Origin of the sequence: Streptomyces sp. NPDC008001 (assembly GCF_042958085.1) — a bacterium.
Lineage (GTDB): Bacteria > Actinomycetota > Actinomycetes > Streptomycetales > Streptomycetaceae > Streptomyces.
On the sequence record NZ_JBIBIZ010000002.1, the window covers coordinates 180,346 to 206,107 of the forward strand.

Below are 25,762 nucleotides of genomic sequence, written 5' to 3' on the forward strand. Positions count from 1 at the left end.
CGCCGCGAAAGGTGCCGCCCCGGCCGCTACGCCGCCGGGATGACGCCCAGGCGGCCCGCCTGGTAGTCGTCGAAGGCCTGGGCCAGCTCGGCGTGGGTGTTCATGACGAACGGCCCGTAGTGCTGCATGGGCTCGCGGATCGGCAGCCCGCCCAGCAGGACGACCTCGAACCGCTCCGTGCGCGAGTCCTGCTTCTGCGCGCCCCGTATCGTCACCGAGTCCCCCTCCCCGAAGACGACGGTCTGGCCGGCCTCGAAGGGCCGCCCCTCCGCACCGGCCGCGCCGTGCCCGGCGAGCCCGTACGCCAGCGCGTTGAAGTCGGAGCGCCACGGGAGCGTGACCTCCGCGCCCGGGCTGACCGACGCGTGGATCATGGTGATCGGCGTGTGCGTGGCACCGGGGCCCGTGTGACCGGCCACGTCGCCCGCGATGAGGCGCAGCAGCGCGCCGCCGTCCTCCGAGGCCAGCAGCTTCACGCTGCCGCCGCGGATGTCCTGGTACTTCGGCGGGATCATCTTGTCCTCGCGCGGCAGGTTCACCCACAGCTGCAGTCCGTGGAAGAGGCCGCCGCTGACGACGAGCTCCTCCGGCGGCGTCTCGATGTGCAGCAGGCCGGAGCCGGCCGTCATCCACTGCGTGTCGCCGTCGGTGATGACGCCGCCCCCGCCGTGCGAGTCCCGGTGCACGAAGGTGCCGTCGATGATGTAGGTCACCGTCTCGAACCCGCGGTGCGGGTGCCAGGGCGTGCCCTTCGGCTCGCCCGCGGCGTAGTCCACCTCGCCCATCTGGTCCATCATGATGAACGGGTCCAGGTACTTGTAATGGATCCCCGCGAAGGCCCTGCGCACGGGGAATCCTTCGCCCTCGAACCCCGACGGAGCCGTGCCGACGTACAGCACCGGCCGCTGCGGGGCGCCCGCCGGAGCGGTGACGCGCGGCAGGGTCAACGGGTTCTCGACGGTCACTGCTGGCATGACGACCTCCTCGGTTCGTTCACCGTTCAATTTAGTTGAAGGATGAACAACTGGCAAGGACTCCCGCATTCCCCCGCCACCGGTACCCCCCGCCGGATCATGGACACTGGATCAATGCGCCCGAACGTCAGCGGCCCGGGACCGGCCGCCCTCACCGCCCTCGTCGCCGGAGTCCTGGCGCTGGCCGGCCTCGGGATCGTCGCGGCGCACCAGGGCCTGGCCACGGACTCCCCCGTGGCCGACGGGGACGCCTCCGGGCACTACGCCCAGCCGCAGGCGCAGGGCGACGAGACCGCGCGGGCGATGCGCGAGGTCGTCCGGACGGAGAACGGGACGGCGCCCCTCAAGGCCGCCGGCAGCGCGGGCGGCACCGGCAGGACCGACCCCCTTCCCGCCTCCGACCCGCTGCGCGCCACCGAGGCCGCACCCTCGCCCGCCGTGGGGCCGCTGTTCTACACGGGCCAGGGCACGCCGGATCACGGCTGCAGCGCGAGCGTCGTGCACAGCCCGAAGGGCGATCTGATCGTCACCGCGGCGCACTGCGTCTACCAGGACGGCTTCCGCACGGACATCGCGTTCGTGCCGGGCTACCACGACGGTGTCGCCCCGTACGGGGTGTGGGTGCCGGCGTCCGTGGACGTCGCCCCGGAGTGGGCGGCGGACCGCGACCCGGACCACGACGTGGCGTTCCTGCGGGTCCGGCGGCCGGGCGCGGACGGCACACCGGTGGAGCGGGTCACGGGCGCCGAGCGGATACGCTTCCGGCCGCCCGCGGACCGGCCGGCGCGGGTGACCGGCTACCCGGTGGGCGAGGAGCGGCCGGTCTCCTGCCAGAGCCGGATCACGTCCTTCGGCCCCGCCCAGCTGCGGTTCGACTGCGAGGGCCTCCCCAACGGCACGAGCGGCGGCCCCTTCCTGACGGACATCGACCCCGCGACCGGGCTGGGCACGGTCAACGGGGTCGTGGGCGGCCATGACGAGGGCGGCGACGAGGAGACCTCGTACAGCTCGTACTTCGGCGACGAGGCCGAGTCCCTCTACCGGAGGGCGACGGTCTGATCCGGGGCCGCGGCCCGCTGCGGGGCGGCGGCCTCAGCCGCGGAGGGCCCCCGCGTCAGCCGTAGAGCCTGCGCATCGTGAAGTCCACCATCTGCTCGACCGCCTTCGCGTCGAACACCATGCGGTGGTCCCCCTCGATGTCCAGCACGAAGCCGTATCCCGTCGGGAGGAGGTCGATCACCTCCGCGCCCGTGATGACGAAGTACTTCGACTCCTTGCCCGCGTACCGCCGGAGCTCCTTGAGCGAGGTGAACATCGGGATCACCGGCTGCTGGGTGTTGTGCAGCGCGAGGAAGCCGGGGTTGTCGCCCCGGGGGCAGTAGACCTTCGACGTGGAGAAGACCGTCTGGAAGTCCTCCGCGGACAGCGACCCGGTCGTGAAGGCCCGCACCGCGTCCGCAAGCGACGGAGGGGACGGCTCCGGATAGAGCGGCTGTTCGCCGTAGACACCGGGGCCGCCGTGCTGCTGAGGCGGCGGTGGCGGCGGCGCGTAACCCTGCGTGCCCGCGTTCTGGTCGTAGCCGTACATGCCGCAAAGCGTAAAGGGTCACAGTGGGGCGGACAGGGGTTGCGTCTTATTACCGACGGGTAGCATCATGCAGATTACTGCCCGGTACGTATTCGAGGATCGTCCTCCCAGCCTTACGGAGCCGTTGTCATGGGCCACTACAAGTCGAATCTCCGCGACATCGAGTTCAACCTCTTCGAGGTCCTCGGCCGCGACAAGCTGTACGGCACCGGCCCGTTCGCGGAGATGGACGTCGAGACCGCCAAGGACGTCCTGTCGGAGATCACGCGCCTCTCGGAGAACGAGCTGGCCGAGTCCTTCGCCGACACGGACCGCAACCCGCCGGTCTTCGACCCCGAGACCAACACCGCCCCGATCCCGGACACCTTCAAGAAGAGCTACCAGGCGTACATGGACGCCGAGTGGTGGCGCCTCGGCATCCCGGAGGAGATCGGCGGCACCACCGCGCCCCGCTCCCTGATCTGGGCCTACGCCGAGTCCATCCTGGGCTCCAACCCGGCGATCTGGATGTACTCCTCGGGCCCGGCGTTCGCCGGCATCCTCTTCGAGGAGGGCACCGAGCAGCAGAAGCACATCGCGAAGATCGCGGTGGAGAAGCAGTGGGGCTCCACCATGGTGCTGACCGAGCCGGACGCCGGCTCGGACGTGGGCGCCGGCCGCACCAAGGCCGTGCAGCAGGAGGACGGCTCCTGGCACATCGAGGGCGTGAAGCGCTTCATCACCTCGGGCGAGCACGACATGGCGGAGAACATCCTCCACTACGTCCTCGCCCGCCCCGAGGGCGCCGGCCCCGGCACCAAGGGCCTCTCCCTCTTCCTCGTGCCGAAGTACGAGTTCGACTTCGAGACCGGCGAGCTGGGCGAGCGCAACGGCGTCTACGCCACCAACGTCGAGCACAAGATGGGCCTCAAGGCCTCCAACACCTGCGAGATGACCTTCGGCGACAAGCACCCCGCCAAGGGCTGGCTCGTCGGCGAGAAGCACGACGGCATCCGCCAGATGTTCATGATCATCGAGTTCGCCCGGATGATGGTCGGCACGAAGGCCATCGCCACCCTCTCCACCGGCTACCTCAACGCGCTGGAGTACGCCAAGGAGCGCGTGCAGGGCCCGGACCTGGCCAACTTCATGGACAAGACCGCGCCCAAGGTCACCATCACCCACCACCCCGACGTGCGCCGCTCGCTGATGACGCAGAAGGCGTACGCGGAGGGCATGCGCGCCCTCGTCCTCTACACCGCCTCCGTCCAGGACGAGATCATGGTCAAGGAGGCAGCGGGCGAGGACTCCAAGGCGCTGCACGGCCTCAACGACCTGCTCCTGCCGATCGTCAAGGGCTACGGCTCCGAGAAGTCCTACGAGCAGCTCGCCCAGTCCCTGCAGACCTTCGGCGGCTCCGGGTACCTGCAGGAGTACCCGATCGAGCAGTACATCCGCGACTCGAAGATCGACACCCTCTACGAGGGCACCACGGCGATCCAGGGCCAGGACTTCTTCTTCCGGAAGATCGTCCGCGACCAGGGCCAGGCCCTGAACACCCTCTCCGAGGAGATCAAGAAGTTCCTGGCCTCCGAGGCCGGCGGCGAGGAGCTGGCCGGTGCGCGCGGCGCGCTCGCCAAGGCCGCGGTGGACCTGGAGGCGATCGTCGGCAAGATGATCACCGACCTCACCGCGACCGGCGAGGACGTCAAGAACATCTACAAGGTGGGCCTGAACACCACCCGCCTGCTGCTGGCCTCCGGCGACGTCGTCATCGCCTACCTGCTGCTCAAGGGCGCCTCCGTGGCCGCCGAGAAGCTGGCCGGCGCCTCCGCCAAGGACAAGGCGTTCTACACCGGCAAGATCGCGGCGGCGAAGTTCTTCGCGTCCGACATCCTGCCGCGCGTCTCCGTCGAGCGCTCGCTCGCCGAGGCCGTGGACAACTCCCTGATGGAGCTGGACGAGGCCGCGTTCTAGCAGCCTCCCGACGGACCTTCCCGGGCCGTTGAGACCTGCGTGACCCATGGGGCAGGAGCCCGGGCGTAAACACACGCCCGGCTCTTGCCCTGATCCTTATCCTGAGGCCATGAGCTCTGCGCACCGCTTCGACCGCGGCCACACCGACGACCTGCTGACGTTCCTCGCCGCCAGTCCCTCCCCGTACCACGCGGTGGCCAACGCCGCCGACCGGCTGGAGAAGGCGGGCTTCCGTCAGGTCGCAGAGACCGACGCGTGGGACGCCACGACGGGCGGCAAGTACGTGACGCGCGGTGGCGCGATCATCGCCTGGTACGTGCCGGAGGGTGCGACGCCGGCCAGTCCCTTCCGGATCGTCGGCGCCCACACCGACTCGCCCAACCTGCGCGTCAAGCCGCTGCCGGACACGGGCGCCGCGGGCTGGCGGCAAGTGGCCGTCGAGCTCTACGGCGGCACGCTCCTCAACACCTGGCTGGACCGGGACCTCGGCCTCTCCGGGCGGATCACCCTCCGGGACGGCAGCCACCGCCTGGTGAACGTGGACCGGCCGCTGCTGCGCGTCCCCCAGCTCGCGATCCACCTCGACCGCGGCGTCAACAGCGACGGGCTCAAGCTCGACAAGCAGCGCCACATGACGCCCGTCTGGGGGCTGGGCGAGCCGCGCGAGGGCGACCTGATCCGCTTCGTCGCGGAGGAGACCGGCGTCGCCGCGGAGGACGTCGCCGGCTGGGACCTGATGGTCCACAGCGTCGAGGCGCCGGCCTTCCTCGGCCGCGACCGGGAGCTCCTCGCCGGCCCCCGCCTGGACAACCTGCTGTCCGTGCACGCCGGCACGGCCGCCCTGATCGCCGCCACGGGCTCCGAGGGCCTGCCGTACATCCCCGTGCTGGCCGCGTTCGACCACGAGGAGAACGGCAGCCAGTCCGACACGGGCGCCGAGGGCCCACTGCTCGGAAACGTGCTGGAACGATCCGTCTTCGCCCGCGGCGGGACGTACGAGGACAAGGCGCGCGCCTTCGCCGGCACCATCTGCCTCTCCTCCGACACCGGCCACGCCGTCCACCCCAACTACGCGGAGCGGCACGAGCCGGGGCACCACCCCGTGCCCAACGGCGGCCCCATCCTGAAGGTGAACGTCAACCAGCGCTACGCCACGGACGGCAGCGGCCGGGCCGTGTTCGCCGCGGCGTGCGAGCGCGCGGGCGTGCCGTGGCAGTACTTCGTCTCCAACAACTCCATGCCCTGCGGCACGACGATCGGCCCGATCACGGCCGCGCGGCACGGCATCGCCACGGTCGACATCGGCGTGGCCTGTCTGTCGATGCACTCGGCGCGCGAGCTGTGCGGCGCCGATGATCCGCATCTGCTGGCGTCGGCGCTGACGGCGTTCCTGGAAGGCTGAGCACGTGAAGCACCACCGCATCGCGGCCGCCGCGGCCCTCGCGGTCACCGCGGCATTCGCCCTGTCGGCCTGCGGAAGCGGGAGCGGCGGCAAGAGCGACAAGGCCGGGCCGGAGCAGCGGACGGGCGCCACGGCGCCCGCCTCCGCCTCCGGGGAGGACCCGGCCGAGGACGAACCGGCCGAGGACGACAAGCCGCAGGACACGGGCGACGCCTGCACCCCCGCCGGCATGAAGGTCGAGGCCAGGGCGCAGTCGGGCAAGCTCCTGCTCGTGGCCACCAACACCGGCAAGAAGGCGTGCACGGCCTACGGCTTCCCCTACGTCCGCTTCGACCAGGACCAGGCGACGGCGGGCGTCGGTGACGAGACCAAGCCGAAGGCGCCGGTCAAGGTCGCGCCGGGCAAGTCCGCCTACGCGGCCGTCACGCCGGTGGCGGCGGACGGCTCGGGCGGTCCCGGCCGCGACGCCAAGAAGCTGACGGTGACCTTCCAGACGCCCGGCGGGGATCCGCTGCAGGGCGACCCCGCGGCCCCGGCGCTGCCCGGCGGCAGCCTGCACGTCGACGACCAGGCCCGCGCCACGTACTGGGTGGACGGCGAGGCCGCCGCGCTCAAGGGCTGACCGGCCCCGCCCGATTGGCCGTTCCGGTCCGGGGTAGGCGCATTCGTGCCGGCACCGGAACGGCCAACCGATACGGAGGCTTCGTCATGGGCATGGGATGGTGCATCGGTCTGATCGCGATCGGGGCGATCCTCACGTTCGCGGTGGACTGGCACGTGAACGGGATGAACGTCCCGCTGGTGGGCCTGATCCTGATGGCGGTCGGCATCATCGGCACCTGCGCGTACGTCAGCATCTACAAGCGCCGCCAGACGCAGCCCCCGAGGCCTGCCGCGCCGGTCGTCGAGGTCGAGGAGGACCACCGCTACACGCGATGAGCTCCCGGCGACCCCGGCGGCCCGCGACGACCCCCGGCCGGCCCCGTGGCGGCGGCCGCCGGCCGTCCGGGCCGTCAGCGCCGTCCGGGGCGTCAGCCGTCCAGCCCCGCCAGGACCAGCGGCAGCCGGTCCGCACCGCCCGCGACGACCCGCACCGGCACGCCCCAGTCCTGCTGGTGCATGTGGCACGCGGGGTATTCGTTCTCCGGGTCGTCGTCGCACGACGCCGCCATCGCCGAGACGTGCAGGACGCCCTCCGTCACGGACTCCCCCAGCACCAGGTCCCGGCCGAGGTCCGTGCCCTGCCCCGCCCCCTCCGCGAGGAGCCCGGGCGGAGTGGAGCTGACAAGGAGGCGCGTGGAGGGCCCGTAGCGGGTGTCGAGCTTCTGGCCCGCCGGGGCCTGGAAGACGACGTCCAGCCGCAGCCGGCCGGGGGCGACGTCCGTGGCGGCCCGCTGCGTGCGGTGCGCGACGGACTCGACCCGTACCGCCTCCTCCGGCAGGCGCAGCCGGGTCAGCCGGTGCCGGGCGGACTCGACGACGACGATGTCGTCGCCCGCGAGCACCGCGGCCGAGGGCTCGCGCAGGTCGGTCGCAAGGGTCGTGACCTCGCCGGTCGCCGGGTCGTAGCGGCGCAGGGCGTGGTTGTAGGTGTCGGAGACGGCGACGGAGCCGTCCGGCAGGGCGGTCACGCCGAGGGGGTGCTGGAAGAGCGCCTGCCCCGCGTCCCCGTCCCGGTGGCCGAAGTCGAAGAGGCCGGTGCCGACGGCGGTGCGGACGGTGAAGCCTCCCCCTTCCGGTGCGCGCTCGACCCAGCGCAGCGCCGACGTCTCCGAGTCCGCCACCCACAGCCGGTCCCCGGCCGCGGCGAGCCCGGACGGCTGGGCGAACCAGGCCTCCCGCGCGGGCCCGTCGACGAGCCCCTCGTTGGTCGTGCCGGCCGCGACCTCGACGGTGCGGCTCTCCGGGTCGTACGTCCACAGCTGGTGCACGCCGGCCATGGCGATCCACAGCCGGTCCGCGAACCAGGCGACGTCCCAGGGGGAGGAGAGGGAGACCTCGCGGGCGGGCCCGGAGGTGGCCTGGCCCTGCATCCACTGGCGGCCGGTGCCGGCGATGGTCCCGACGGCGCCCGTCCGCGGGTCGTACGTGCGCAGGGCGTGATTGACGGTGTCGGCGACGACGACCTCGCCGCCGGGCAGCAGCGCCAGCCCCTGCGGCTCGTTGAAGGACCCGTCCCCGAAGCCGCGCTCGCCGCTGCCGATGCGGCGGACGACCGTCTCGCCGTCGGCGGCCAGCTCGACCAGCTGGTGGCGCGTGGAGTCGGAGACGAGGAAGCCGCCGCCGGGCAGCACGACGGCCTTGCCGGGGAAGCGCAGGTCGGTGGCGACGGGCTCGGGCGCGACGTACGGGCCGTCGCCGCGGCGCAGCGTTCCCTTGGCCGCGTGCTCGGCCTCCAGCTCCTCGACGAGCTTCTCCAGGGCGTGCGCGTGCCCCTCGCCCGCGTGCTGGGCGACGACGTAACCCTCGGGGTCGATCACCACGAGCGTGGGCCAGGCCCGCACGGCGTACTGCTTCCACGTCGCGAGCTCGGGGTCATCCAGGACGGGGTGGTGGACCCCGTACCGCTCGACGGCGTCGATCACGGCCTGGTGGTCGGCCTCGTGCACGAACTTCGGCGAGTGCACCCCGATGATCACCACGGTGTCGCGGTGCTTCTCCTCCAGCTCCCGCAACTCGTCCAGGACGTGCAGGCAGTTCACACAGCAGAACGTCCAGAAATCGAGAATGACGATGCGTCCTCGCAGGTCAGCGAGGGAGAGGGAGGTGTCGCCGGTGTTCAGCCAGCCGCCCTTGCCGGTGAGCTCGGGGGCGCGTACGCGTACTCGTGGGGCCATACAGCCATCCAACAACATCGGCCGGGCCGGGCATTCCGCCGTCCGGGGAATGACGGGGAATGACACGCGGCGTTCACAGGGCGCGGTGCTGCCGTACGGAGCCGCCTCACGGGCTCGGCCGCCTCGCGGGCTTACCGGCCGAGGACCCGGTCCTTGAGGGCGGGGAACTCCTCGCGGACCTCCGCCACCCTGGCCGGATCGATCTCCGCCGTCAGGACCTCCTCGCCCGCCCCGGCCTCCGCGACCACGTCGCCCCAGGGGTCCACGACGAGGCTGTGGCCGGCCTGCTCCACGCCCGCGTGCGTGCCCGCCGTGCCGCACGCCAGCACGTACGCCTGGTTCTCGACCGCCCGGGCGCGCGCGAGCAGCGTCCAGTGGCCGCGGCGCCGCTCGGGCCAGCCGGCCGGGACGACGAACATCTGCGCACCGGCGTCGACGAGGGCCCGGAACAGCTCGGGGAAGCGCAGGTCGTAGCAGGTGGCCAGGCCCGCGGTGACGGCCGGCAGGGCCACCGTCGCGGGCTCCGTGCCCGCCGCCATGAGGACCGCCTCGCCCTTGTCGAAGCCGAAGCGGTGGATCTTCCGGTAGCTGCGCACGAGTTCACCGGCGGGCGAGAAGACGAGGGAGGTGTTGTAGAGCGAGCCGCCGGCGTCCCGCTCGGCGATCGAGCCCGCGTGCAGCCAGACGCCCGCGTCGCGCGCCGCCCGCGCCATGGCCGCGGCCGTGGGGCCGTCCGGCGTTTCGGCCTCGGCGGCGAACGACTCGTGGGCGAAGGCCCCCACGTGCCAGAGCTCCGGCAGCACGACCAGATCGCTGCCCGCCTGCTCCCGGACGAGCGCCGCGGCCCGCTCCCGCCGCTCGGCGACCGGCTCCGCCGGATCGACGTTTATCTGAATCAGGGAAGCACGCACAGTACCCACCGCTCTCAGCACACGAAACCTCTGCCGGGTCGCCCGCGCGCAGCGTAACTTAACTAACGCACCCGCATCAGGAACGCCCACGCACCCGCCGCACGCCCGAGGGATCACGTGACCGTCCACCCGAATCTTCAGCCTGCCATCGACGCCTGGACCCACTCCATCGAAGCGATCAACGACTTGGTGAAACCGCTCGCCGAGAGCGACTGGAACCGGGCCACCGAGTGCCCCGGGTGGTCGGTGCGCGACGTCGTCTCGCACGTCATCGGCGTGGAGACCGAGATGATGGGTGAGCCACGGCCGATCCACACGCTGCCGCGCGACCTCTTCCACGTCACCGACGAGTTCTCCCGTTACAACGAGGTGCAAGTGGACGTGCGGCGCTGCCACACCGCGCTGGAGATGACCTCCGAGCTGGAGCTCGTCGTCATCCGCCGCTCCCGCCAGCTGCGCAACGAGTCCCGCGGCCCGCAGACGGCGATCCGCTGGCCGCTGGGCTCCGGCAACGAACAGCCCCTCGAACGCGCCCTGGTCGTCCGGGCCTTCGACGTGTGGACGCACGAACAGGACCTGCGCCGCGCGCTCGGCATGCCCGGCAACCTGGACTCGCCCGCGGCCGTCATCTCCCGGGACTTCCTGCTCGGCGCGCTGCCGAAGGTCGTGGCCAAGGACGCGGGCGCGCCGCCGGGCTCGGCCGTCGCCTTCGACGTGCACGGCCCGCTGGAGTTCCTGCGGACCGTGCGCGTCGACCCGCAGGGGCGGGGGAAGATCGACAGCAGTGTGTCGCTGGGACCGACGGTCACGCTCGCGATGGACTGGGAGACGTACGCCCGGCTGGCGTGCGGCCGGGTGCAGCCGGAGGCGGCGCTGGAGCGGATCAAGGTGGAGGGGGACAGGGAGCTGGCCGGGGCGATCCTCACGGAGTTCGCGATCACGCCCTGAGGCGGGGCGCTCAACCGCTCAGGCCGGCACGTGCACCGTCTCCACCCGCGACGCCACCACCCGCTCCTGCTCCCGCCGCTGCGCCCGCGTCCGCAGCCGCAGGATCTGCGACAGCCCGAGCGCTTCCAGGGCGAAGACCGAGCAGAACGCGAGCCGGTAGTCGTTCCCGGTGGCGTCGAGCAGGACGCCCACGGCCAGCAGCGTCGTGATGGAGGCGATGAAGCCGCCCATGTTGACGATGCCGGAGGCGGTGCCCTGGCGCTCGGGCGGGTTCGCGGGGCGGGCGAAGTCGAAGCCGATCATCGACGCGGGGCCGCACGCGCCGAGCACGGCGCACTCGGTCACCAGCAGCCACATCGGCGCGTGCGCGCCGGGCCAGCCGGCCACGGCCGCCCAGAGCAGCGCGGTCGCGCCGGCCGTGCCGAGGGCGAGGGGCAGCCGGGCGGCGTGGTGGCGGGCGATGATCTGCCCGTAGACCAGGCCGACGGCCATGCTGGAGAGCACGACCACGGTCAGCAGCAGGCCGGCGGTCTCCCGCGCGAGCCCCTCGGCCTCGACCAGGAACGGCATGCCCCACAGCAGCAGGAAGACCATCGCCGGGAACTGCGTCGTGAAGTGCACCCACATGCCGAGCCGGGTGCCGGGCTCCCGCCACGCCCGGACGATCTGCCGCCGGACGAAGCCCTTGCCGCCGGGGTGCGCGGCCGCCGGCGGCTCGTGGCCCTCCGGGTGGTCCTTCAGGAACAGCAGCATCAGGACGAGGACGAGCACGCCCGCCGCGGCGCTGCCGCCGAACGTGGCGGTCCAGCCGGCGCCGTGCAGCAGCCGGGCCAGGACCATCGTGGAGACGAGGTTGCCCGCCATCCCGAACAGCGCCGCCACCTGCGCGATCATCGGGCCGCGGCGGGCGGGGAACCAGCGCGCGCCGAGCCGCAGCACGCTGATGAACGTCATCGCGTCGCCGCAGCCGAGCAGGGCCCGGCTGGCCAGGGCCGTCCCGTACGCGTGGGACAGGGCGAAGGCGAGCTGCCCGGTGGTGAACAGCACGGCGCCCAGCGCCAGCACCTTCTTGGTGCCCAGCCGGTCGATCATCAGGCCGACGGGTATCTGCATGCCCGCGTAGACGAGCAGCTGGAGTATGGAGAACGTCGACAGCGCGGACGCGTTGATGTGGAAGCGCTCGGCGGCGTCGATGCCGGCGACGCCCAGGCTCGTGCGGAAGATGATGGCGACGAAGTAGACGCCGACGCCCAGGCTCCAGACGGCGACCGCGCGCCGTCCGCCGGGTGGGTCGCCGGGCAGCGCTGCGGCCCCCTGGTTCATCGGTGCTCCCCCTTGCCGCCCTGCCGGCTCATCGGCCCTCCCCCTGCTGACTCATCGGATCTCCCCCTGCGCGAGGTTGCGCACCCAGCTGACGTGCTGGTCGATGACGGCCACGGCGGCCTCGGCGTCACCGGCGCGGAGGGCTTCGAGGATCTCGGTGTGTTCGGTGTGGTTCTTGGCGATGCGGTCGGGGTGGGCGTGCATCACGGCCACTCCCATCCGCAGCTGGCGGTCGCGCAGCTGGTCGTAGAGCCGGGAGAGGATCTCGTTGCCCGCGCTGCGCACGATCTCGGCGTGGAAGGCGCGGTCGCTGACGGACACGGCGGCCAGGTCGCCGGCGGCGGCCTGGCGTCTCATGGCGTCGAGCAGCGCTTCGAGGCGGGTGATGAGCAGCGGGGAGGCGGGGACGGCCTTGGCGGCCGCGTACTTCTCGACGAGCAGCCGGGTCTCGACGACGTCCGCGATCTCCTGGGCGGAGACCGGCAGGACGAGGGCGCCCTTCTTCGGATAGAGCTTGATCAGCCCTTCCGCCTCCAGCCGGAGCAGCGCCTCGCGCACGGGGGTGCGGGACACCCCGACGGCCCCGGCCAGATCCCCCTCGGTGAGCAGCGTGCCGCCTTCGTAACGGCGGTGCAGGACGGCTTCCTTGACGTGGGCGTAGACGCGCTCGGCGGCCGGCGGCTGCTTGGCCGACGGCTTGCCCGGCTGCTTGGTCGACGGCTTGATCGCGACGGGGGAGGCGGTTGGCATGCGCACAGCTTAGATACAACACACATACGCAGAAAGAGGGAGTCCGAGGTCCGGACAGGGGCCGTCTCGCCTTACGGTGCCGTCCAGCCGTCCGCGGGCGTGATGAAGACGAACCTCAGGTCGGGACGCTGTATCGGCAGCAGCACATGGCTGGTCACCCGCACCTCCCGCCCCCCGTGGTACGGCAGGCACAGCCGGAACACATCGCCGTCGCGGTGCTCGACCACGTCGTGCTCCTCGGCCCAGATGCGCCGGCAGTCGGCGTCCGCGGCGAGGATGTCGCGGACGAGCGTGCGCAGTTCGGTGTTGGCCGGGTCGCTGTTGGCGGCGACGCGCAGCATCGCGAGGTACGTGCGGGCGCAGGCGTCCTCCCAGTCGAGCATCTGCTCGCGGGCCTCCGGGTCGAGCAGCGCCCACCGCATCAGATTGGCGCCGGGCCGCTTCACCCAGGGAAACCACTCGCCCATGAGGGAATTCGCCGCGACGATATTCCAGGCCACGTCGGAGAGATAGGCCGGATAGGAGACCTGCTGTTCCAGCAGGATTCTGACGCCGTAGGGCAGACCGCCGGGGCCGGCGGCGGCTTCCCGGGAGAGTTCACCGGGCGGGCGGCGGCCGCTCACCGCGAGAAAGAGCGTGAGTGTCTCGGCGTCGCTCAGTCGCAGTGCGCGGGCGACGCGGAGGAGGAAATTCTCGGAGAAGTCCTGCCGGCGGCCGGCTTCCAGCGCGCGGTACCAGCCCTCGCTCACGCCGGTCATCCGGGCCACGTGGGCCTGGGAGAGGCGGCGGCCGGGACGGGGGTGGACACGGCGCAGCTCGGGGACGGTGCGTGCGTCCACACGGCTCCGCCAGGCGCGGAGAAGACGGCTGATGGATTCACCACCGTTCACGTGGTCGGCGCCGTCCACGCGTCCTCCCATTCCGACACTGCAAGTGTCGGTCAATCCTAAGTAAATTGCCCCGCACGGGCTATTCCAGCTGCTGACCTGGCTGGGATTCCCCAGGCCGCTCCGCATCACGACGGGGGCCCGGACGCCGCACTCTCTCCTCGCTGGAGGGGGGTGAGGAGAGAAGCGTCCGGGCCTTTTGTCGTTTCTGTTGCAGTTTCCGGGGCTACTGATGTTGCTAATTCAACCAGTTATCCCCGGGGGGCCGGGGACCGGTTATCCCCAGGTGATCAGCCGCTGGGGATTCTCGAGCACGGCCGCCGTATCGGCCAGCACCTTCGAACCCAGCTCGCCGTCGACCATGCGGTGGTCGAAGGAGAGCGCCAGCGTCGTCACCTGGCGCGGCTTGACCTTGCCCTTGTGGACCCACGGCTGCGGCTTGACCGCGCCGAAGGCCAGGATCGCCGACTCGCCCGGGTTGAGGATGGGGGTGCCGGCGTCGACGCCGAAGACGCCCACGTTGGTGATGGTGACCGTGCCGCCGGACATGTCCGCCGGGCTGGTCTTCCCCTCGCGGGCCGTCGCCACCAGCTCGGACAGCGCCGTGGACAGCTCGGGGAGCGTCTTGGCGCCGGCGTCCTTGATGTTCGGCACGATCAGCCCGCGCGGCGTGGCCGCCGCGATGCCCAGGTTCACGTAGCCCTTGCGGACGATCTCCTGGTTCTCCTCGTCCCACGACGCGTTGACGTCCGGGTTCCGCTTGATCGCGACGAGGAACGCCTTCGCGACGAGCAGGAGCGGGTTGACGCGCAGGCCGGCCATGTCCGGGTCGGCCTTGAGCTTCTGGACGAGCTTCATCGTGCGGGTCACGTCGACGGTGACGAACTCCGTGACGTGCGGCGCGGTGAACGCGCTCGCGACCATCGCCTGGGCGGTGGCCTTGCGGACCCCCTTGACCGGGATCCGCGTCTCGCGCGCGGCGAGGTCCGCACCGGCCGCGGGAGCGCCCGCGACGGCCACCGGCTCCTCCGCGACCGGGGCAGTCGCGGCCGAGGCGGCGGCGTGGACGTCTTCACGGGTCACGATGCCGTCGGCACCGGACGGGACGACCGCGGCGAGGTCGACGCCGAGGTCCTTGGCGAGCTTGCGCACGGGGGGCTTGGCGAGGGGGCGGGGGCCGGCGGGGGCCTGCCCGGCTCCGGGGGCCTGTGCCGCCCCGGGGGCCTGCGAATTCTCTTCGGCCGCGGTGCCGGGCACTATGGGCGCGGGCGCTGCGGCCGCAGCGGCTCCGGGCACGCCCGGGGCCACACGGCCGTTGAGCTCGGCCTGGACGGCAGCGGCAACCGAAGAAGCCGCCTGTTGCACAGGCTGCTTGCGCGCGCGGCGCTTCGTGGACGAAGGCGCCGCCCCGTAGCCGACGAGCACGGCCTGCCGCCCCTGCGGCTCCTCCGGCTCGGGGGCGGGCTCCGGTGCGCTCTCCTCCGGCGCGGCCGGCCCCGCACCGGGCCGGGTGTCCACAGCGATGATCACCTGGCCGACGTCGACCGTCGTCCCCTCGGGGAACCGCAGCTCGTGCACGACGCCGTCGAACGGGATCGGCAGCTCCACGGCGGCCTTGGCCGTCTCGACCTCGCACACCACCTGCCCGTCGGCGACGGTGTCACCGACGGCCACGTACCACTTGAGGATCTCCGCCTCGGTGAGCCCCTCGCCCACGTCGGGCATCTTGAACTCGCGGAAGCGCTGGTCGTTCGCGGTCCTTGCAGTCATGGTCACGACTCTCCTCAAACCCCTCAGTACGCCAGCGCGCGGTCGACGGCGTCGAGCACCCGGTCCAGACCCGGAAGGTACTCGTCCTCGAGCCGGGACGGCGGGTAGGGCGCGTGGTATCCGCCGACCCGCAGGACCGGGGCCTCCAGGTGGTAGAAGCAGCGCTCGGTGATCCGGGCGGCGATCTCCGCGCCGGTGCCCAGGAAGACCGGGGCCTCGTGGACGACGACCAGCCGGCGGGTGCGCTCGACGGACGCCTGGATGCCGTCGAAGTCGATGGGCGACATCGAGCGGAGGTCGAGGACCTCCAGCGACTTGCCCTCCTCCTCGGCCGCCGCGGCGGCCTCCAGACAGGTCTTCACCATCGGCCCGTAGGCGGCGAGGGTGAGGTCCGTGCCCGGGCGGGCGACGCGCGCGGCGTGCAGCGGGCCGGGGATGGCCTCCGTGTCGAGGTCGGACTTGTCGTGGTAGCGGCGCTTGGGCTCGAAGTAGATGACCGGGTCGTCGCTCTGGATGGCCTGCTGGAGCATCCAGTAGGCGTCCGAGGCGTTCGACGGGGAGACCACCTTCAGGCCCGCGACGTGCGCGAACAGCGCCTCGGGCGACTCGCTGTGGTGCTCGACGGCGCCGATGGCACCGCCGTAGGGGATGCGGATGACGACCGGCAGCTTGACCTTGCCGAGCGCGCGGGCGTGCATCTTGGCGAGCTGCGTGACGATCTGGTCGTACGCGGGGAAGACGAAGCCGTCGAACTGGATCTCGACGACGGGGCGGTAGCCGCGCAGCGCCAGGCCGATCGCGGTGCCGACGATGCCGGACTCGGCGAGCGGGGTGTCGATGACCCGGTCCTCGCCGAAGTCCTTCTGCAGGCCGTCGGTGACGCGGAAGACGCCGCCGAGCTTGCCGACGTCCTCGCCCATGACGAGGACCTTGGGGTCGTTCTCCAGCGCGGTGCGCAGCGAGGCGTTGATCGCCTTGACGATGGAGAGCTTCTGGGCGGTCATCAGTGGCTCTCCTCGGCGAACGAAGCCTGGTAGGCGGCGAACTGGGCGCGCTCCTCGTCCACGAGGGCGTGGCCGTCGGCGTAGATGTTGTCGAAGATCGCCATGTCCTCGGGGTCCGGCATGGTGCGGACGCGGTCGCGCACCCGCTTGGCGAGCTCGTCGGCCTCGGTCTCCAGGGCGGCGAAGAACGCCTCGTCGGCGAGGCCCTCGCGCTCCAGGTACGCGCGCAGGCGCGCGATGGGGTCCTTGGCCTCCCACAGCTCGCGCTCCTCGTCGCGGCGGTAGCGCGTCGGGTCGTCGGAGGTGGTGTGGGCGCCCATGCGGTACGTGAAGGCCTCGATCAGCATCGGGCCCTGGCCGGTGCGGGCCCGGTCGAGGGCGGCCTTGGTGACCGCGAGGCAGGCGAGGACGTCGTTGCCGTCGACGCGGACGCCGGGGAAGCCGTAGCCCTGCGCGCGCTGGTAGAGCGGGACGCGGGTCTGCTTCTCGGTGGGCTCGGAGATGGCCCACTGGTTGTTCTGGCAGAAGAACACGACCGGGGCGTTGTAGACGGCCGCGAAGGTGAACGCCTCGGCCACGTCGCCCTGGCTGGAGGCGCCGTCGCCGAAGTAGGCGATGACCGCGGAGTCGGCGCCGTCCTTGGTGATCCCCATGGCGTAGCCGGTCGCGTGCAGGGCCTGCGAGCCGATGACGATGGTGTAGAGGTGGAAGTTGTTCTCGTTGGGGTCCCAGCCGCCGTTGTTCACACCCCGGAACATGCCCAGCAGGTTGGTCGGGTCGACCCCGCGGCACCAGGCCACGCCGTGCTCGCGGTAGGTCGGGAAGACGTAGTCGTCCGGGCGCGTCGCCCGGCCGGAGCCGATCTGCGCGGCCTCCTGGCCCAGCAGCGAGGCCCACAGGCCCAGTTCGCCCTGCCGCTGCAGGGTGGTGGCCTCCGCGTCGAACTTACGGGTCAGCACCATGTCCCGGTACAGGCCACGCAGTTCCTCGGCGGTCAGGTCGATGGAGTAGTCGGGGTGCTCGACCCGCTCGCCCTCCGGCGTCAGCAGCTGTACGAGCTCGGGTGCGCCCGCCGCCGCGGCGGTCTTGGCGCCGGCGCGCTTGCTGCCGCCGCGGCGCGGCTTGCGCGCGGCAGTGCTGTCCACAGTCACGTGTGCTCCTCCGTCAGTCCGGCCCCCGGGGTCGCCGGCGGCCAGAGGGGGTTCCCCCGCCGTGAGGCAGGAGAATGCTCGCTCGATCCCCGACGGCACACGGGGTGGGTGTGCCGAGGCCGGAACCGGGCGTGACAGGCGCCCCGGCGAAAGGCCTGCAATAAGCACGTTACCCAGAAGGCCGCATTCCTGCGAAACCCCGCCTGACCTGCAATTTTGCTTGGATTTCCAAGTAAATCGAGAAAGCGGGACGACGCTCCTGGTCACGACCTTGTGAGCACAGCCCGTGCGGGCTGCCGGAACGACGGCACGTTATCCCGGAGGACAAGAGCAGGGGAAGACTTGGTGTGTGAGACTGGCACTGTGCCCGAACAAGGAAAAATCACGGTATTTCTGCTCGACGACCACGAGGTCGTCCGGCGCGGGGTGCACGAGATGCTGGCCGGGGAGGCCGGCATCGAGGTCGTCGGAGAGGCCGGCACGGCCGCGGACGCCCTGGTGCGCATTCCGGCCACGCGACCGGACGTCGCTGTTCTGGACGTTCGCCTTCCGGATGGCAGCGGTGTCGAGGTGTGCCGGGAAATCCGATCACAGGACGAGCACATCAAATGCCTGATGCTCACCTCGTTCGCCGATGACGAGGCGCTCTTCGACGCGATCATGGCGGGCGCGTCCGGTTACGTCCTGAAAGCAATTCGTGGCAATGAGTTGCTCACCGCCGTCCGGGACGTGGCGGCGGGAAAATCCCTCCTCGATCCGGTGGCGACGGCCCGGGTGCTGGAGCGGCTGCGCGACGGCAAGGCCCCCAAGGGCGACGACCGGCTGGCGAGCCTCACCGACCAGGAGCGCCGGATCCTGGACCTGATCGGCGAGGGGCTGACCAACCGCGTGATCGGCGAACGGCTGCACCTGGCCGAAAAGACGATCAAGAATTACGTCTCCAGCCTGCTCTCCAAGCTGGGCATGGAGCGACGCTCCCAGGCGGCGGCGTACGTGGCGCGACTGCAGGCCGAGAAGCGCTGACCACGCCGGAAGCGCTGATCACGCCGAGCGCCGGGCTGCGGTGGGCGTCGGCCGCGGTGGGCACCGGCTGCGGCGGGCACCGGCTGCGGTAAACAGGTGATTCGGGACCTATGGCCCACCGCCACGGGACAGGTGCCCCTATGGACGGGTGGGGCGGGCGTGCACAGTGGTGCCATGCTCTCCGCGCCGACCGACCGCCTCCGGGCCCTCGAACTGCTCGACCGTGCCCCTTACGGCCGGCTTTCGGTCAGCCTGCGCGCGCTTCCCTTCGTCACCGTCGCCCGCCACATCGTCTCGGGCGAGAGCGTCCTGCTCCGCCTCCACGGCGGCTTCGGCTACGCACAGGCCTGCGACGGCAACGTGGTCGCGTACGGCGCCGACAACCTGAGCGACCGCCGCGAGGGCGACGAGAACGTGTGGACCGTCCAATTCGTCGGCACCGCACGCCTCTTCACCCCTTCCCCGGAAGAGCTCGCACGCTTCGGCCGGCCGCCCCGCACGGCGGACGCGACCCCCTTCCACCCCGAATACCTGTGCATCGAACCGCAGTTCACCACCCTGCATCGCCTCGAAGGTGTCCCCGCGCGACAGGTCGCGCACTCAGCCTGATCTAACATTTGGGACGTGCCACGCTCACTTGTCCCGCCCACTGTTCCCTCCGTTCACAGTGGGCCCGGCAGACACGGCAGGCACCCCGACCAACGCGACGGGCACGGCGCCCACGACGAGCCCGACAGCGGCACCCTCCACACCCTGCTGCGCCGTTACGGCCTCACCGGCGAGCTGGTCTCCTGCGCCCCGCTGACCGAGGGCCTGCTCAACCGCGGCTACCGCCTCACCACCACCCGCGGCGACTTCTTCCTCAAGCACCACCTCGACGGCGACCAGGCCGCCATCGCCCGCCAGCACGGCGTCACCCTGCGCCTGGCCGCCCTCGGCCTGCCCGTCGCCCCGCCCGTCGCCCGTACCGACGGCGCCACCGTCACCGTCCTCGGCGGCCGCTGCTACGCCCTGCACCCCTGGGTCGACGGCCGCCACCGCGGCGGCGGCGAACTGACCCGCGCCCAGTCCCGCAAGCTCGGCGCGCTCCTCGGCCACGTCCACACCTGCCTGGCCAAGGTCTGCCGGGAAGAGACGCCCGACGGCCCGCTCACGCCCCGGAAAGGCCCTGGAGGGGCCTCTGAGGGCCCGGGACGGGCCGGGCGGCCCGCAGACGCCTCGGCGGACCCCCAGGACACGTACGCCCTCATCGAGGAGCTTCTCGGGCTCGTCCGCCGGGGCAGGGGAAGCCGCCCGCGCGACTCCTTCGACGAACTCGCCGAGCACCGGCTGATCGAGCGCCGTGCCCTGCTGGAGCGCCACGCCCACCGCCGCCCCGCCGACGGCACCACCCCCGGCTGGGTGCACGGCGACTTCCACCCGCTCAACCTGCTCTACCGCGGCGGCGAACCCGCCGCGATCGTCGACTGGGACCGGCTGGGCGTGCAGCCCCGCTCCGAGGAGGCCGTCCGCGCGGCCGTCATCTTCTTCCTGCGCCCCGACGGCACGCTGGACCTCGCGAAGATACGCCCCTACGCGCGCGCGTACCGGCGTGCGAGCGGGGCCGACCCGGCCGAACTGGGCGCCGCCGTGCACCGCGTGTGGTGGGAGCGGCTGAACGACTTCTGGATGCTGCGCTGGCGCTACCAGCTGGGCGACCACCGGGCGGACCCCGGCTTCCCCGCGTCGGCGGCGCTGACGGTGTGGTGGACGCGGTCGTACGAGGCGGTGCGGGACGCCTTCACGGACTGAGCAGCCCGAGCGGACTGGGCAGGCGTAGCGGGCGGAACCCGCCCCGGCGTACGACTGAGGGCACCCAATGCGGCATTGGGTGCCCTCAAGTACTTGTCGCTCGCCGGGCCGGCTCAGCCGCCCGTGGTGGTCCCGGGGCCCTGAACGGTGGTCCCGGGCTGCCCGGTCGTGGTGCCCGTGGTCGTGCCGGGCTGGCCGGTCGTGGTGCCGGTGGTCGTGCCGGGCTTGTCGTCACCGCCGCCGGACGGCTTGGTCGACGGCTCGGCCGGGGTCGACGGGCCGGTCGACGGGGTCGAGCCGCCGGTGGGGGGCGAGGACGGCTTGGCCGACTGACGGTGCCGGCCGGTGCCCTCGTCGGTGTCCGTCGTGTCGTCCTCGCTGTCCGACCCGCGCTGACGGCCCGTGTCGCCCGTGGTGCCGTTGTGGCCCGGGGAGGGGGACTTCTGGCTGTCGGGGCTCGGCGAGGAAGAACCGGAGCCGGACTGGCTGACGGACGGTTTGACGTTCCCCGTCTTGCCGCTGCTGCCGCCCGTGTTCATCGACTTCAGCGCGTAGACCACGCCCGCGATGAGCACGATGGCCACCACGGCCACGACGAGCGCCATCCGGCCCTTGCCGCCGCCCCGGCCGCGGCCGCCGTTGCCGCCGTACCCGTCGAAGCCGCCGTCGTCGCCGTGACGGGGCGGCAGGATCGGCTGCTGGGAGGTGCCGCCGCCGTGCTGCTGGTGCGCCATGGCGGTGGTGTGCGGGCCGCCGACGGCGCCCATCACCTGCGTGGCACCGCCGAGGTGGTCGATGGGGCCCGTGTCCCAGGCGCCGGTGTGGGCGCCCGCGTCGTGCAGCATCTGCAGCGCGTACTGGACCAGGCCGCGCATCTCCTCGGCGCTCTGGAACCGGTCGTCCGGGTCCTTCGCGAGGGAGCGCATGACGAGCCCGTCGAGCTCCGGCGGCACACTGCCGAGGACCTGCGAGGGCGGCACCGGCATGTCCTGGACGTGCTGGTAGACGACCGACAGCGGGGTCTCGCCGGTGAACGGCGGACGCAGCGCCAGCAGTTCGTAGAGCAGGCAGCCGGTGGCGTAGAGGTCCGAGCGGGCGTCGACGGTCTTGCCGAGGGCCTGCTCGGGCGAGAGGTACTGCGGGGTGCCCATGACCATGCCGGTCTGGGTCATGGTGGAGGCCGCGCCGTGCAGGGCGCGGGCGATGCCGAAGTCCATGACCTTGACGGCGCCGCTGTTCGTGATGATCACGTTGGCGGGCTTGATGTCGCGGTGGACGATGCCGTGCTGGTGGCTGTAGGCCAGCGCTTCCAGCACGCCCGAGACGATGATGAGCGCCTGCTCGGGCGGCGGGGCCTCGGCGTTCAGCAACAGGTCGCGGATGGTGCGGCCTTCAACCAGCTCCATGACGATGTACGGCACGACGTTGCGGCCGACGGTGTCCTCGCCGGAGTCGTAAACGGCGACGACCGCGTGGTGGTTGAGGCCGGCGACCGACTGTGCCTCGCGGGTGAAGCGGGCCTTGGAGACGGGGTCCTCGGCGAGGTCGGAGCGGAGCAGCTTCACCGCGACCGTACGGCCGAGGCGGACGTCCTCGGCGGCGAAGACCTCGGCCATGCCGCCGCGGCCCAGCCTGTGCGTGAGCCGGTAGCGGCCGTCCCCGACCAGTCCGCCGTTACCCCACATTTCCGGCACATCGGGCATTCCGCCCTCGTTGGCGTCAGGGTCGGACGGACCCTGGGCGCTCTGCGTCTGTGCCATCAGTCCTCGCCGTCGTGTCTGGCCGCGTCGCGCGGAAGGCGCTGCGGTGGGAAAACGGTCTTCCGCTAAGGCACGCTACAGGTTCCACGGCGCGCGCCGGTCCGGGATGGACGCGCTATCAAACCCGCACGGCCCTCGGCAAGGCAAATCTCGTGACGTCTTGTCGCGCATCCCGTCACGGAACGGGCACGCGGCTTGACGTGCCCGCGCCCTGGGGCAGACTTGGCCGAGATATATCGACAGTCACGAGACGTATGCCACCGCGCGTGGCACCACGTACGCCAGGCAGTGCGCCCAAGGGGGAAGCAGAACGATGAGCCAGGACGGCGCACAGGGCCGCTACGCGGGCCGGTCTGTCGGTGGCGGCCGCTACCAGCTCCGCGACCTGCTGGGCGAGGGCGGGATGGCCTCCGTCCACCTGGCCTACGACTCCGTCCTGGACCGCCAGGTCGCCATCAAGACACTCCACACGGAGCTGGGCCGGGAAGCGTCCTTCCGCGAGCGGTTCCGGCGCGAGGCCCAGGCCGTCGCCAAGCTCACACACACCAACATCGTCTCGGTCTTCGATACGGGCGAGGACGACCTGGACGGGTCGACCATGCCGTACATCGTCATGGAGTACATCGAGGGGCAGCCGCTGCGCTCCGTCCTCGACGCGGACGTGGCGCAGTACGGCGCGATGCCGGCCGACAAGGCGCTGAAGATCACCGCCGATGTGCTGGCGGCGCTCGAGGTCAGCCACGAGATGGGCCTGGTCCACCGCGACATCAAGCCCGGCAACGTGATGATGACCAAGCGCGGCGTGGTCAAGGTGATGGACTTCGGCATCGCCCGCGCCATGCAGTCCGGCGTCACGTCGATGACGCAGACCGGCATGGTCGTCGGCACGCCGCAGTACCTCTCCCCCGAGCAGGCGCTCGGCCGGGGCGTGGACGCCCGTTCCGACCTGTATTCGGTCGGCATCATGCTCTTCGAGCTGCTGACCGGGCGGCTGCCGTTCGACGCGGACTCGCCGCTGGCCATCGCCTACGCGCACGTCCAGGAGGAGCCCGTCGCTCCCTCCTCGATCAACCGCTCGATCCCGCCGGCGGTCGACGCGCTCGTCGCGCGGGCGCTGAAGAAGAACCCGAACGAGCGCTTCCCGAGCGCCGAGTCCATGCGCGACGAGTGCGCGCGGGTGGCGGGCACCGCGCAGGCCGCGCCGTCACCGATCATCATCGCGGGCGGTCCGCCGGCGCGCAGCGGCGCGGGCGTCGGCTCGGCGGTCTTCCCGCCCGTCGACCAGCAGGCCCCCGCACCGGGCCCCGGGGGCGTCCAGACGCCCTACCAGCCCCCGGCGGCCCCCGGGCCGTACAACGGCGGCTACGGGCCCTCCTCGGGCGTCCAGCAGGGCGGCCCGGGCTACCCGACGCCGGTGCAGCCGTTCCAGGCCGGCCCGGGCGGGCCGGGCGGGCCCAGCACGCCCCCGCCGTACTCGGCCCCGTCGTCCTCGGGCGGGTCGTCGTCGGGCGGCGGCAAGAGCAACAAGGGCGTCGTCATCGGCTCGGCGGTGGTCGCGGGCCTCGCGGTCATCGGCGTGATCGTGGCGATCACGCTGAGCGGCGGCAAGAAGGACGAGGCCGGAGGCAGCACCGGCGGCACCACCGGCGGGCAGAGCCAGGCCCCGGCCACCGGCGCCCCGGCTCCGGGCGGCGGCACCACCGGCGGCACCACCACGTCCACGGGCGGTGGCGGCGGGACGGCCGGCGGCACCGGCGGCTCGCAGAGCAAGCACAAAGAGGGCGACAAGACCAAGACCATCGACAAGGCGAAGTGCACCAACGCCTACGAGTACTACAGCGACAAGTCGAAGAAGTCCTCCCCCGACTTCCGCTACATGTACATCGACTCCGTGAAGGCGTGCCTCCAGGCCGCCGGCTGGAAGTACCGGGTCGACGTGCAGCCGGAGAACACGTGGGGCAAGGGCACGGTGCTCAACCAGGTGCCGGCCGCGGGCGACCCGTTCGACCCGAAGTCGCCGTCGGACCAGTTCGTGCTGACGGTCTCGACGGGGGACCCGGCTTCGTAGGCCTGCGGGGCCGCCGACTCGCTGATCGGTGACATGCGTGTGCCCGGTACGTCCTGAGGGGACGTACCGGGCACACGCACAAGCGGGCTGACGCCTGCTCAGGGAATACGGGTTCCTACGGGTACGGATTTCCTGCAGGCAAATACGGATTTCCTATAGGGCCGGATTTCCTACAGGTACGGACCGGAGCGGGCGCCTCCGTGCTGGTGGCCGTCGCCCTCGTCCTCCCCCAGGATGCCGGCGGGCAGCGCCCTGCGCATCTGCTCCAACTGGGCGCGGGCCGCCATCTGCTGGGCGAACAGCGTCGTCTGGATGCCGTGGAACAGGCCTTCCAGCCAGCCGACCAACTGGGCCTGCGCAATGCGCAGTTCCGCCTCGCTGGGCACGGAGTCGTCCATGAAGGGCAACGACAGGCGCTCCAGCTCCTCGACCAGCTCGGGGGCCAGGCCGTCCTCCAGCTCCTTGACGGAGCTGTGGTGGATCTCCTTGAGCCGGACCCTGCTCGCCTCGTCGAGAGGAGCGGCCCGCACTTCCTCCAGCAGTTGCTTGATCATGCTGCCGATGCGCATGACCTTCGCAGGCTGTTCGACCATTTCCGTCACCGGGACCTCGCGCGACTCGTCGTCGCCCTCCCCGCCGCCGGGGCTGGCGCTGCCGAGAGCCATGCCGTCCGGGCCTACGACCAGGACTTTGGGGCTCTCCTCCTGCGACCGTTCATTCCTCGGCATATCCATGCCGCCATTCTCTCGCACATGTGATTTCCCCCTGTTGATGCCCCCGTACACGCCTGATCCACCGTGCTGCGCGCCCTGCCGTGCGCCCCTCTTTCGCGCCGCACGCCCTGTTTTTCACTCCCTGCGCCGTCTGCCGTCCGCTTCCTACTTCGCCCTGCGCAGCCGTATGGCGAAGAACCCGAGGCCGAGGCCGGTGAGGGCGAGGCCGGTGCCCAGGGGCAGGACGCGCAGCACGTGGTCGCCGTAGGCCGCGGTCCTGGCGTGGTGGGCGGTGGTGGGGCGGGTGGACACGGGGTCGGGGGCCGGCGGCCGGGCGGGGACCTGCGGCTGCTCGGCGGCGCCGTCCGCCTCGTCCGGGGCGGCCGGGGGCGAGGTGTCGGCGGCGTCCTCCCCGGAGTCGTCCTCGACGGGGTCGGTCGCGTCGTCGCCGTCCTCGGTGTCCGTACCGGTGCCGTCCGAGGGGTCGGTGGAGGGTGAGGGCGAGGACGGCTCGGCGGGCGAACGTGAGTTCGACGAAGGTGAGCCGGATATCGCGGTCGAGGCCGGCCGGGTCACCCGGCCGGGGGCGCGGGGGCCGGGGGACGACGGGGCCGACGGGGATGACCGGGATGACGGGGACGGCAAGCGGCGCACAGCGCCGGGGGCGGGGCCGGGCGTGGGACCGGGCACGGCGGCGGGGGCGGAGCCGGGTACGGGGGCGGCCGCGCCGGGAGGCGGGCGGCCGGGGGCCGGTTCGGGGGGCTCAAGACCTGGCGCGACGGCGACGAGCAGGGAGGTGACGGCCAGCACCGGCCCGGCTATCAGCCCCGTCCGCAGACCAGCGCGCAGTCTGCCGCCGCCCATGCCCACGTCGCCGCCCTCCGCTCCTCGCCGAGCCGCTCACGC

General features: G+C 71.9%; 23 protein-coding genes. 10 read left to right on the forward strand and 13 right to left on the reverse strand.

From position 1 onward, the window contains the following. Positions 1-26: 26 nt before the first annotated feature. Positions 27-974 (reverse strand): pirin family protein, encoded by a 948-nt coding sequence (locus ACFZCD_RS05790; protein WP_391828268.1) that lies wholly within the window; start codon positions 972-974, stop codon positions 27-29. 114 nt (positions 975-1,088) lie between these two features. On the opposite strand from ACFZCD_RS05790, the gene ACFZCD_RS05795 reads away from it, so the two are divergent. Next, positions 1,089-2,033, forward strand: a complete 945-nt coding sequence (locus tag ACFZCD_RS05795; protein WP_391828270.1) for a trypsin-like serine peptidase — start codon at positions 1,089-1,091, stop codon at positions 2,031-2,033. 55 nt (positions 2,034-2,088) lie between these two features. On the opposite strand, the gene ACFZCD_RS05800 is transcribed toward ACFZCD_RS05795, so the two are convergent. Continuing rightward, complete coding sequence (locus ACFZCD_RS05800) at positions 2,089-2,562, reverse strand: SseB family protein (protein ID WP_391828272.1); 474 nt, start codon at positions 2,560-2,562, stop codon at positions 2,089-2,091. A gap of 129 nt (positions 2,563-2,691) precedes the next feature. Here ACFZCD_RS05800 and ACFZCD_RS05805 point away from each other — a divergent pair, with 129 nt between their 5' ends. The 4 genes from ACFZCD_RS05805 to ACFZCD_RS05820 all read left to right on the forward strand — a co-directional run bounded on the left by ACFZCD_RS05805 (position 2,692) and on the right by ACFZCD_RS05820 (position 6,859). After that, positions 2,692-4,518, forward strand: coding sequence for an acyl-CoA dehydrogenase (locus tag ACFZCD_RS05805; RefSeq protein ID WP_391828277.1), 1,827 nt, complete (start codon positions 2,692-2,694; stop codon positions 4,516-4,518). Between the two features lie 109 nt (positions 4,519-4,627). Continuing rightward, entirely contained in the window at positions 4,628-5,920 is a 1,293-nt protein-coding gene (locus ACFZCD_RS05810) for a M18 family aminopeptidase (protein WP_391828279.1), read from the forward strand. A 4-nt stretch (positions 5,921-5,924) separates the two neighbouring features. Further along, on the forward strand, positions 5,925-6,542 hold the full coding sequence (locus ACFZCD_RS05815; RefSeq protein WP_391828281.1) for a DUF4232 domain-containing protein: 618 nt from the start codon (positions 5,925-5,927) through the stop codon (positions 6,540-6,542). Between the two features lie 86 nt (positions 6,543-6,628). After that, entirely contained in the window at positions 6,629-6,859 is a 231-nt protein-coding gene (locus tag ACFZCD_RS05820) for a DUF6458 family protein (RefSeq protein WP_391828282.1), read from the forward strand. 92 nt (positions 6,860-6,951) lie between these two features. Here ACFZCD_RS05820 and ACFZCD_RS05825 read toward each other — a convergent pair whose 3' ends face one another. Then, on the reverse strand, positions 6,952-8,757 hold the full coding sequence (locus ACFZCD_RS05825; protein ID WP_391828284.1) for an NHL domain-containing thioredoxin family protein: 1,806 nt from the start codon (positions 8,755-8,757) through the stop codon (positions 6,952-6,954). 131 nt (positions 8,758-8,888) lie between these two features. Beyond that, positions 8,889-9,668 (reverse strand): carbon-nitrogen family hydrolase, encoded by a 780-nt coding sequence (locus tag ACFZCD_RS05830; RefSeq protein ID WP_391828286.1) that lies wholly within the window; start codon positions 9,666-9,668, stop codon positions 8,889-8,891. Positions 9,669-9,785: 117 nt separating this feature from the next. Between ACFZCD_RS05830 and ACFZCD_RS05835 the strand changes: the two genes are divergently transcribed. Next, complete coding sequence (locus tag ACFZCD_RS05835; protein WP_391828288.1) at positions 9,786-10,616, forward strand: maleylpyruvate isomerase family mycothiol-dependent enzyme; 831 nt, start codon at positions 9,786-9,788, stop codon at positions 10,614-10,616. A gap of 18 nt (positions 10,617-10,634) precedes the next feature. On the opposite strand, the gene ACFZCD_RS05840 is transcribed toward ACFZCD_RS05835, so the two are convergent. The 6 genes from ACFZCD_RS05840 to pdhA form a co-directional block, all read right to left on the reverse strand. Continuing rightward, complete coding sequence (locus ACFZCD_RS05840) at positions 10,635-11,939, reverse strand: nitrate/nitrite transporter (RefSeq protein ID WP_391828290.1); 1,305 nt, start codon at positions 11,937-11,939, stop codon at positions 10,635-10,637. Between the two features lie 51 nt (positions 11,940-11,990). Continuing rightward, positions 11,991-12,689: a GntR family transcriptional regulator gene (locus ACFZCD_RS05845; RefSeq protein ID WP_391828292.1), complete on the reverse strand. Its 699-nt coding sequence runs from the start codon at positions 12,687-12,689 to the stop codon at positions 11,991-11,993. Between the two features lie 71 nt (positions 12,690-12,760). Further along, positions 12,761-13,705, reverse strand: a complete 945-nt coding sequence (locus ACFZCD_RS05850; RefSeq protein WP_391828294.1) for a helix-turn-helix transcriptional regulator — start codon at positions 13,703-13,705, stop codon at positions 12,761-12,763. Positions 13,706-13,852: 147 nt separating this feature from the next. Next, the gene (locus ACFZCD_RS05855) at positions 13,853-15,346 is read right to left on the reverse strand and encodes a dihydrolipoamide acetyltransferase family protein (protein ID WP_391828296.1); all 1,494 of its coding nucleotides are present in this window, start codon (positions 15,344-15,346) and stop codon (positions 13,853-13,855) included. 23 nt (positions 15,347-15,369) lie between these two features. Beyond that, the gene (locus ACFZCD_RS05860) at positions 15,370-16,350 is read right to left on the reverse strand and encodes an alpha-ketoacid dehydrogenase subunit beta (RefSeq protein ID WP_391828298.1); all 981 of its coding nucleotides are present in this window, start codon (positions 16,348-16,350) and stop codon (positions 15,370-15,372) included. Then, on the reverse strand, positions 16,350-17,501 hold the full coding sequence (pdhA, locus tag ACFZCD_RS05865; protein ID WP_391828300.1) for a pyruvate dehydrogenase (acetyl-transferring) E1 component subunit alpha: 1,152 nt from the start codon (positions 17,499-17,501) through the stop codon (positions 16,350-16,352). Before pdhA ends, ACFZCD_RS05860 begins: the two co-directional genes overlap by 1 nt. Before the next feature lie 363 nt (positions 17,502-17,864). Between pdhA and ACFZCD_RS05870 the strand changes: the two genes are divergently transcribed. The 3 genes from ACFZCD_RS05870 (at position 17,865) to ACFZCD_RS05880 (ending at position 20,315) form a co-directional block, all read left to right on the forward strand. Next, positions 17,865-18,524, forward strand: a complete 660-nt coding sequence (locus ACFZCD_RS05870) for a response regulator (RefSeq protein WP_391828302.1) — start codon at positions 17,865-17,867, stop codon at positions 18,522-18,524. 174 nt (positions 18,525-18,698) lie between these two features. Then, on the forward strand, positions 18,699-19,133 hold the full coding sequence (locus tag ACFZCD_RS05875; RefSeq protein ID WP_391828303.1) for a pyridoxamine 5'-phosphate oxidase family protein: 435 nt from the start codon (positions 18,699-18,701) through the stop codon (positions 19,131-19,133). Between the two features lie 15 nt (positions 19,134-19,148). Next, complete coding sequence (locus ACFZCD_RS05880; protein WP_391828305.1) at positions 19,149-20,315, forward strand: phosphotransferase; 1,167 nt, start codon at positions 19,149-19,151, stop codon at positions 20,313-20,315. A gap of 113 nt (positions 20,316-20,428) precedes the next feature. Here ACFZCD_RS05880 and ACFZCD_RS05885 read toward each other — a convergent pair whose 3' ends face one another. Further along, positions 20,429-22,075, reverse strand: a complete 1,647-nt coding sequence (locus tag ACFZCD_RS05885; protein ID WP_391828307.1) for a protein kinase — start codon at positions 22,073-22,075, stop codon at positions 20,429-20,431. A gap of 313 nt (positions 22,076-22,388) precedes the next feature. Between ACFZCD_RS05885 and ACFZCD_RS05890 the strand changes: the two genes are divergently transcribed. Beyond that, complete coding sequence (locus ACFZCD_RS05890; protein WP_391828309.1) at positions 22,389-24,143, forward strand: protein kinase; 1,755 nt, start codon at positions 22,389-22,391, stop codon at positions 24,141-24,143. A gap of 170 nt (positions 24,144-24,313) precedes the next feature. Here ACFZCD_RS05890 and ACFZCD_RS05895 read toward each other — a convergent pair whose 3' ends face one another. Then, positions 24,314-24,877 (reverse strand): bacterial proteasome activator family protein, encoded by a 564-nt coding sequence (locus tag ACFZCD_RS05895; protein WP_391828311.1) that lies wholly within the window; start codon positions 24,875-24,877, stop codon positions 24,314-24,316. A gap of 144 nt (positions 24,878-25,021) precedes the next feature. Continuing rightward, on the reverse strand, positions 25,022-25,720 hold the full coding sequence (locus ACFZCD_RS05900; RefSeq protein ID WP_391828313.1) for a hypothetical protein: 699 nt from the start codon (positions 25,718-25,720) through the stop codon (positions 25,022-25,024). Between the last annotated feature and the right edge of the window lie 42 nt (positions 25,721-25,762).

Excerpts from the sequence above, each read along its gene's own strand:
- ACFZCD_RS05790 (WP_391828268.1), bottom strand. The coding sequence starts at position 974 with ATGCCAGCAGTGACCGTCGAGAACCCGTTGACCCTGCCGCGCGTCACC.
- ACFZCD_RS05795 (WP_391828270.1), top strand. The coding sequence starts at position 1,089 with ATGCGCCCGAACGTCAGCGGCCCGGGACCGGCCGCCCTCACCGCCCTC.
- ACFZCD_RS05800 (WP_391828272.1), bottom strand. The coding sequence starts at position 2,562 with ATGTACGGCTACGACCAGAACGCGGGCACGCAGGGTTACGCGCCGCCG.
- ACFZCD_RS05805 (WP_391828277.1), top strand. The coding sequence starts at position 2,692 with ATGGGCCACTACAAGTCGAATCTCCGCGACATCGAGTTCAACCTCTTC.
- ACFZCD_RS05810 (WP_391828279.1), top strand. The coding sequence starts at position 4,628 with ATGAGCTCTGCGCACCGCTTCGACCGCGGCCACACCGACGACCTGCTG.
- ACFZCD_RS05820 (WP_391828282.1), top strand. The coding sequence starts at position 6,629 with ATGGGCATGGGATGGTGCATCGGTCTGATCGCGATCGGGGCGATCCTC.
- ACFZCD_RS05825 (WP_391828284.1), bottom strand. The coding sequence starts at position 8,757 with ATGGCCCCACGAGTACGCGTACGCGCCCCCGAGCTCACCGGCAAGGGC.
- ACFZCD_RS05840 (WP_391828290.1), bottom strand. The coding sequence starts at position 11,939 with ATGAACCAGGGGGCCGCAGCGCTGCCCGGCGACCCACCCGGCGGACGG.
- ACFZCD_RS05845 (WP_391828292.1), bottom strand. The coding sequence starts at position 12,689 with ATGCCAACCGCCTCCCCCGTCGCGATCAAGCCGTCGACCAAGCAGCCG.
- ACFZCD_RS05850 (WP_391828294.1), bottom strand. The coding sequence starts at position 13,705 with ATGCGGAGCGGCCTGGGGAATCCCAGCCAGGTCAGCAGCTGGAATAGC.
- ACFZCD_RS05855 (WP_391828296.1), bottom strand. The coding sequence starts at position 15,346 with ATGACTGCAAGGACCGCGAACGACCAGCGCTTCCGCGAGTTCAAGATG.
- ACFZCD_RS05860 (WP_391828298.1), bottom strand. The coding sequence starts at position 16,350 with ATGACCGCCCAGAAGCTCTCCATCGTCAAGGCGATCAACGCCTCGCTG.
- ACFZCD_RS05875 (WP_391828303.1), top strand. The coding sequence starts at position 18,699 with ATGCTCTCCGCGCCGACCGACCGCCTCCGGGCCCTCGAACTGCTCGAC.
- ACFZCD_RS05885 (WP_391828307.1), bottom strand. The coding sequence starts at position 22,075 with ATGGCACAGACGCAGAGCGCCCAGGGTCCGTCCGACCCTGACGCCAAC.
- ACFZCD_RS05890 (WP_391828309.1), top strand. The coding sequence starts at position 22,389 with ATGAGCCAGGACGGCGCACAGGGCCGCTACGCGGGCCGGTCTGTCGGT.
- ACFZCD_RS05895 (WP_391828311.1), bottom strand. The coding sequence starts at position 24,877 with ATGGATATGCCGAGGAATGAACGGTCGCAGGAGGAGAGCCCCAAAGTC.
- ACFZCD_RS05900 (WP_391828313.1), bottom strand. The coding sequence starts at position 25,720 with ATGGGCGGCGGCAGACTGCGCGCTGGTCTGCGGACGGGGCTGATAGCC.